This is a genomic window from uncultured Nostoc sp. (assembly GCF_937863485.1).
Lineage (GTDB): Bacteria > Cyanobacteriota > Cyanobacteriia > Cyanobacteriales > Nostocaceae > Nostoc.
The window spans coordinates 20,804-27,466 of record NZ_CALMFY010000078.1; the positions used below are offsets into that span (position 1 = coordinate 20,804).

8 protein-coding genes are annotated in these 6,663 nt (G+C 42.5%); 3 read left to right on the forward strand and 5 right to left on the reverse strand.

From position 1 onward, the window contains the following. Positions 1–172 precede the first annotated feature (172 nt). Complete coding sequence (locus tag Q0541_RS10735; RefSeq protein ID WP_298909448.1) at positions 173–703, reverse strand: pentapeptide repeat-containing protein; 531 nt, start codon at positions 701–703, stop codon at positions 173–175. A 279-nt stretch (positions 704–982) separates the two neighbouring features. Between Q0541_RS10735 and Q0541_RS10740 the strand changes: the two genes are divergently transcribed. Continuing rightward, a complete protein-coding gene (locus tag Q0541_RS10740) occupies positions 983–1,873 on the forward strand; it encodes a hypothetical protein (RefSeq protein ID WP_298909451.1) in 891 nt (296 codons plus the stop codon). Between the two features lie 256 nt (positions 1,874–2,129). Here the strand turns inward: Q0541_RS10740 and Q0541_RS10745 are convergent, their stop codons facing one another. Continuing rightward, a complete protein-coding gene (locus Q0541_RS10745) occupies positions 2,130–3,524 on the reverse strand; it encodes a TldD/PmbA family protein (protein ID WP_298909453.1) in 1,395 nt (464 codons plus the stop codon). Positions 3,525–4,044: 520 nt separating this feature from the next. Here Q0541_RS10745 and Q0541_RS10750 point away from each other — a divergent pair. Both Q0541_RS10750 and rpsU read left to right on the forward strand, forming a co-directional pair. Beyond that, the gene (locus Q0541_RS10750) at positions 4,045–4,362 is read left to right on the forward strand and encodes an RNA-binding protein (RefSeq protein WP_273764054.1); all 318 of its coding nucleotides are present in this window, start codon (positions 4,045–4,047) and stop codon (positions 4,360–4,362) included. A 125-nt stretch (positions 4,363–4,487) separates the two neighbouring features. Further along, the gene (rpsU, locus tag Q0541_RS10755) at positions 4,488–4,679 is read left to right on the forward strand and encodes a 30S ribosomal protein S21 (RefSeq protein WP_094333031.1); all 192 of its coding nucleotides are present in this window, start codon (positions 4,488–4,490) and stop codon (positions 4,677–4,679) included. Positions 4,680–5,266: 587 nt separating this feature from the next. Here rpsU and Q0541_RS10760 read toward each other — a convergent pair. From Q0541_RS10760 to Q0541_RS34400, 3 genes are all read right to left on the reverse strand, one after another. Continuing rightward, positions 5,267–5,491 (reverse strand): hypothetical protein, encoded by a 225-nt coding sequence (locus Q0541_RS10760; RefSeq protein ID WP_298909461.1) that lies wholly within the window; start codon positions 5,489–5,491, stop codon positions 5,267–5,269. A 486-nt stretch (positions 5,492–5,977) separates the two neighbouring features. After that, positions 5,978–6,142, reverse strand: a complete 165-nt coding sequence (locus tag Q0541_RS10765; protein WP_273764049.1) for a CopG family transcriptional regulator — start codon at positions 6,140–6,142, stop codon at positions 5,978–5,980. A 349-nt stretch (positions 6,143–6,491) separates the two neighbouring features. Further along, positions 6,492–6,563, reverse strand: coding sequence for a winged helix-turn-helix domain-containing protein (locus tag Q0541_RS34400; RefSeq protein ID WP_366941854.1), 72 nt, complete (start codon positions 6,561–6,563; stop codon positions 6,492–6,494). Positions 6,564–6,663 lie beyond the last annotated feature (100 nt).

Genomic DNA, 6,663 nt, shown 5'->3' on the forward strand with positions numbered 1-6,663 from the left:
CCAAGGCTAGTAGTGAAGGGGCTTTTCTTGTTAAGTCTCTATTGGACTCAATTACAAACTGCTCTAAATTTATTTTCAGTGCAAATAGTTTACTTGTTAATGTTGACTGATTTAACTAATTCGCCTGATATCCCACCGCTATAATCGGTACTGCGATTTAGCGGGGGAGATGTCACACATTTTCATCCAGGATGGTTCCTTCTATATTGGCTCCCTCCAAATTTGCTCCGCTCAAATTTGTCTGGTTCAAATCTGCTTGGGTGAGATTTGCCTGGGACAAATCGGCTACACCTAAGTCTGCACCACTCAAATCAGCTCCATCTAGATTCGCCGCTATCAAACTTGCTTCCTGCAAATCCGCGTCACTCAAGTTAGTTTCAATCAGTTTAGCAACCGTCAAATCAGCCTGACTCAAATTAGCTCCTTCCATTGCTGCTCTATCCAAGATAGCTCCATCCAAGATGGCTCCGCTTAAGTTGCTACCAGTAAGGTTAGCATTGCTCAAATCTGCTCCATTTAAGTCTGCCTTAATCAAACTGGCTTGGGCTAAATTAGCGTGACTCAGATTAGCTCCATCTAAAATTGCTCTATCTAAAATTATGTCACTGAGATCGGCTTCCCTTAAGTTTGCCTCGCTCAAGTTGACACCAGTAAAGTCTCTGACACCTGCTTTATAGTTTTTCAGGAGTTGATCTGCTTTCATATCTGTCGCTGTGCTAAGGAACTTTTTAATTGAGGCTATCCAGGTTACCCAGACAGGCAGTAAATCCCTAGTACGCGCCACGAGGGATTGGTGTGGTGAATCAAACCAGAGTCAATATCGCAATCACTTTTATCTAAATTAGCTATCCTCAACTACTAGCGCTACTACCTAAAGTTATGAGTTACTCTCATCCTTGGGACGGATGTTGAGGAATTTAAAAATTTAAATTAGTGCAAAGCGATCGCTATACTCAATTGTGGTGTTCATCTGGCAAAGGTTATGGCAAAACCAATTCGTATTCTTTTGCAAACTACGATTCCTACGACTGAAGATGACTGGAGCATTTTTCGTTTCTCGATGTTACAAGATTATTTAGCATCGATTCAAGACGAAGCAGGAAACTCCTTATTTGAAGTTACAGGACGCGATTACGAATCAGATGCAGTAGGTGGTGATCCAGTTTTAAGTAGTCTCGAAAAATCAAATTTTGATGAACTTTGGCTATTTGGTTTAGAGGTGGATAAGGGTTTAACCGAAAAAGACATTGCCGGAATTAATGCTTTTCGGCAACGCGGCGGCGGTATTCTAGCAACACGCGATCATCAGGATATGGGCTGTTCGATGTGTGGTTTAGCTGACATTGGTGATGTTCACTATTTCAACACAAAAAATCCCGATCCTGACGAATCTCGCTGGAGCCGAGATGACTCATACACAACTTATATTTCCTGGCCTAACTATCATTCGGGAGCTAACGGCGATTATCAAAAAATTACCATTGTTGAACCCATTCACGAACTTTTAACAAATCCCAATTCACCTACGGGAAGTATCGATTTTTTCCCAACACATCCCCATGAAGGTGGAATTGGCGTGTCTTTGGGCAATGCAAACGCGCGGGTAATTGCTCTGGGTAAAAGTTTAGTTACAGATCGTAACTTCAACTTGGTTGTAGCGATCGAGCATCATCAAGATGAACAGGGAAATAGATTAGGACGAGCAGTAGCTAACTCCAGTTTCCATCATTTAGTAGATTACAACTGGGATATTAACCAAGGCTGTCCTACTTTTGTAGATGAGCCACCAGGAGATGGGATGAAAAAAGAGCCACGCGCCTTAGAAGATATCAAAACCTATGTGCGTAACGTCGCTTTCTGGCTAGCAAATTGATTTGAATTGAGGCATTCCCCCATGAGACTAGTACAGTACGGCAAAAATCCAGCCACCATCTCAATTATGTTAAAGGTAGGCAAACTGACGCCGCACTGTACTAGTACAGTACGGCAAGAATCCAGCCACCATCTCAATTAACAAGACTTGGGACTAGACTTGGAGCAAAATCCCCTTGTTAAAGGTATGTAAACTGACGCCGCACTGTACTAGAAACCTGAGTTCACCCTGAGTACCGGGTATAGGGGTGGGTAGTTCAGGTTTCCCCACCAACCACTACATCTCGAATTCGGAGACTAGGGCCACCACAACCCACTGACAAGCCGTTTTGCCCTCCCTTACCACAACCGCCGGATTCATCCCAGTAAAAATCATCACCAATTGCCTCAATATCCGCTAAAGTTTGGAATACATTTCCCGAAAGCGTTACATCCCGCACAGGTTCAGCAATTTTACCGTTCCTAATCATCCACGCTTCCCCAGCACTAAAGGTGAACATTTCACCATTCGTCATCCCACCCAACCAATTACGGGCATACACTCCTTCTTTGATATCGGTGAATAAGTCTTTGACTGGTGTTTTACCCCGTTCAATCCAGGTATTTGTCATCCGCACAATCGGCGTAAAGTGATAGTTGAGACAGCGGGCGTTACCCGTAGGCGCTTCCTCCAATTTGCCAGCGGTTTCACGAGAATGTAAACGTCCAACTAAAACTCCATCTTTAATTAGTTGAGTAGTAGTAGCAGGCGTGCCTTCATCGTCGTAAAAATAGCTACCGCGATGTCCCTCTGAAGCAGCACCATCAAAAATTTGGAGTTCTTCTGGCCCAAACCGCCGTCCAATCGTCATGACTTCTAACAAATCAGGATTTTCGTAAGCCATATCAGCCTCAGAAAGATGTCCGAAGGCTTCGTGGACAAACAAGCCGGTGAGAATTGGGTCAATAACGACGGTGTAAGTATTGCCTTTCGCCGATGGCAGAGATAAAGCTGCGATCGCTCTTTGGGCGGCACTTTTGACCTGTTCATCCAAATCAGTTAAATCTTCGTAAGCTTTGCGAGAACCAGTAGTTTCCCGTCCAGTTTGTACGGTTTCGCCATTTCTGGCGGTGGCGGCAAAGCGCATTTCCATATCCACCCAAGATTGCTCGATTAAAGTCCCTTCCGAAGTAGCAATGATCACTTTTTGGGCACTGTCTCCATAGCGCACCGAGGTAGTGGTAATCCGGTGATCAACGCTTTTGAGCAATTGGGCATAGCGATCGCACAATTGTTTTTTCTTCGAGAGTGGGATTTTTCGCGGATCGGTGCCTTTTAGGGGTAGAATGCATACTGCTTGCACCGGGTCAATGGGTGCAAGTAAAGTTTCTTCATCACCAACCATCCGCGCAGCAGCGATCGCTTCTTCTATTCGATCCTGAATTGTTGCCAGCTCGTTAAAGCAGCTCAACCCCCATCCACCTTTATAACAAGCGCGAATATGTCCACCAATTGAGATGCCTTCACTGAGGGTTTCTACCTTGTCGCCACGCAACAAGATATCAGTCCCTTCTGCTTCTTCAAGGCGAATCATCAGATAATCTACACGCTTTGAGTAGCGAGGGATGAGGTCAGAAAGCACATTTCGTGCGTCAGCAAGTGTAGTCGGCATTTCCAGGTAGTAACAATGACGAACTGCATTTATTTTGCAATTATTTGGGGAATTTCTGCTACTCAATGTCGGAGTTGCCCATGAATCAATGACTTAGAGGATGTTTGAGAAGTGCTTGGCTGTGATTTTAGGCACTTATTGATCCTCCCTAACCCACGCCAGTCGCTCCACTTAAGGAAACCCCTCTGAGCGCTGGCTCCCCTTAAAAAGCAGGGCTGTTTCATCCCCTAAAAGGCTTTGATTTACAAACGTATAAGTCAAAAAAATCAGGTTATTAAAAATTGCTACTGAAGAGAGGACTTTTAAAACATCCTCTGAGAAGGCATCGGGCGATCGCTGACTCTTAGTACTTCCTTTTTTACGGTGGGTAAGAACTGAATGATGTGCTAAGGTAATTAGGTGAGAATAAAATTCGGTTACAGTGTTTGTTTTTAGTATTGACAGGCTTTTCCCTTTTGGTCTTAACAAGCTTGTCTCCGAAATCTAAATCTCTACACACCTATGATTTTGGAGATAACGCATGTCAATTTATGTAGGTAATCTATCCTACGAGGTCACACAAGAAGACCTCACCTCTGTTTTTGCCGAACATGGTTCTGTAAAACGGGTTCAGTTGCCTACTGACCGTGAAACTGGACGCCCTCGCGGCTTTGCTTTCGTAGAGATGGGTACAGAAGCTGAAGAAACAGCTGCCATTGAAGCTCTTGATGGTGCTGAGTGGATGGGACGCGACCTCAAAGTGAATAAGGCTAAACCCAAGGAAGATAGAGGTGGTTCCTTTGGTGGTGACCGTCGCGGCAGCGGCGGCGGTGGAGGATACTCTCGAGGACGTTACTAAGCTTTATTTAAGATAAAAAATTCAGTTTTAACGTTTTAAGGGCAGAATCAGTATCTGCCCTTTTTGCGCTCCGGTCTACTGGATGGCTTAAAATTGCCCAGTACCAATTACAGTAGGAGATGAAAATGACCCAAGTATTTGTGGGCGAAAATGAAGGAATTGAGTCAGCCTTACGTCGATTTAAGAGGGAAGTTTCTAAAGCAGGTATTTTTCCAGACATGAGAAAGCATCGTCACTTTGAAACGCCTTTGGAAAAACACAAGCGCAAAGAAGTCGCAAGGCACAAGCAACGTAAGAGGAATTTCCGTCGCAATTGAGAACAAGCGATACCTACAGTAAGCTACGCTAACGCACTCTCTGATTAGATTCTTAGCTCTCGAAGAGGCAATCGCTCTACTCCTTGTATGTAAATTTAAAGGGTAGGTTTTGGCAAAGCCATTACTATTACTGATTATGGGATGGGCAATCTAAATAACGGTGTGTCCCCCATCTGACAAAAAACCTGTTATCGTTATTTCCAGGGTGGCGATCGCTACGCTGACTTTACTACATTTGGCTGAAGAATTTATTTTTGGGATTCCCTTAGTGGTCAACAAGACTTTTGAAGGGTCTGTCTATTCGTGAGAGGTTAAGACAAAATCAATTTTGTCAATAGTAATTAGGCGATAAATTAACTACTTGATGACGGATCAAATTAAGCTTTTTACTGAGTTTTTCGAGTAAGGGTAAATAGTAAGGGTAAATGATGCTTTTAAATATAACGCGTAGGCGTAGCCCGCCTTCTCTACGAGACACTCCGCGTAGCTTGCTTCCACGAAGTAGTATGGCATCGCCAGCTTTAAAATTGTGCTTTCTACCCGGATTTCAACATGATTTTAAGCACTATTGCTTATTGACAAATTATTCATGCTCTTAACTTATCACTGATGGGGTCTGTCTTGGAAAGTTGAGCCAAGACTTTGGGCGGATAATGCCCGACTTGTACTCCTTCTGCCACCCGAGAAGGGTAGGAAGTAGCGTGGAAACCCCCAATTGGGCGGACTGCTGAGATAAAGATTGGGTATACATCTACTCCCAACAGCGATCGCAGCTTATTGAGTAGTTGGTCGATCTTGAGGGGTTTGGGCAAGAATGTTGCCTCTACCTCTAAGCTCCGGTGGTGATTTTCCTTGAATACGCTGGACTAAAGACGATGATTATAGGACTTACACATTGACAGGAAAGACCAAATATGGATGATTTGAAAAATCACATCTGTTGTAGGAGCATAGCATTGCTGTGCCCCGAAAGTGCAGGTCTATTTACTATCAAAGAATGATTAATAAAAGCCTGAAACGACCTATGGATGGTAAATGCATACCATAATTAATTTGTACAGTGCGTAAGTCCTAGATGAGAACAGAACGGGTTTGAGGATTCGCTTGTAGGTGAACTATTAGCTCAAAACCATCCATATTGGGCATGGCTAAATGAGCAAAATCACATTTGGGTTGTGTTCAGTTGCTACCTATAGCGCGTGTTTGCAAGAAAATAACTGATAACTATGAAACACTATATTTCACTCACAAATTGAGATGTGCTTGTCATAGTTTCATTTTTTGTTTAGTATGATTTCCTAAGTTTGGGGGACTTTTTCCTCTTGAGTAGAAAGAGAACGGATTAATTCTCGAATCACATCGGTTGCTGGTCTACCCGTCATTGAACAGTATTGTTCAAGCTTCTGTGCCTCGCTTGATGTGAGATTGATTGTAAGTCGTTTAGCAGCCCATTTTTTATTCATGTAGTAGACAGACAAGCTATATTTTTAAACTACTTCTCTAATATCAATCTTTTAAGCTGCTACTACAATGGTATAATTAATGACATTTTATTTAAGTAATCATGAAGCAGGATATTATGTTTTTCTAAGCAATAGTGAAGAGGTAGGGTATATTCTCTAGAATGAAGTTTAGCTACTTTTAGAGCAGTAATTATAAATATAATGTAAAAGTAATATTAAAGTAAGTAAACACAAAATAAGTATTCTCAACTACTATTGTCGGATTTTAAAGAATTAAGATGATTTAGTGAGGCAAGTCACTAAGTCATGTATCAATATATGTATCAACAGCATATCTAATAAGATCAAATTACATTCCCGACCTTTCTGCAATATCTAGCAGAGTATGGTGACCATCAGATAAATTCAAAACCCACAACATTGCTATTTAATTTAGTACGCTATGTTTGTGCTCACCATCAGCCCAATATACAGCAGATTGCAGGTAACTGAGGTACAGTGATATCAGTACATTAACGGGT